Genomic DNA, 355 nt, shown 5'->3' with positions numbered 1-355 from the left:
CCGAAGGTCGAGGCAATGTCATCGGCCAGCGCACCGCTGGGCTTGCCACCACCGTTCGGCGACATCAGCTTCCAAAACAGGTCGTGGTTGTAATGACCACCACCGTTGTTGCGCACCGCGGTCGGCAGCTTGGAGATGTTCGCCATGATCTCGTCGATGGGCTTCTCGTCCCATTCAGAGTCCTTGATGGCGTCGTTCAGCTTGGTGACGTAGGTGTTGTGGTGCTTGGTGTGGTGCAGCTCCATCGTCTGTGCGTCGATGGACTTCTCCAGGTCACCGTAGCCATACGGCAGATCGGGGAGTTGAAAAGCCATATACAAATCTCCTTCTTGGTTGCTCAAACAAGGATGCCCTC

General features: G+C 56.6%; 1 pseudogene. It reads right to left on the bottom strand.

Features of this window, described 5'->3' with window-relative positions:
• Nucleotides 1-314: pseudogene (locus ABGV18_RS11535) on the bottom strand (superoxide dismutase); the annotation flags it as partial.
• Between the last annotated feature and the right edge of the window lie 41 nt (nt 315-355).

The organism is Guyparkeria halopsychrophila, assembly GCF_044582135.1.
Taxonomy (GTDB): Bacteria; Pseudomonadota; Gammaproteobacteria; order Halothiobacillales; family Halothiobacillaceae; genus Guyparkeria.
This window is presented reverse-complemented; position numbering and strand designations above follow the sequence as displayed.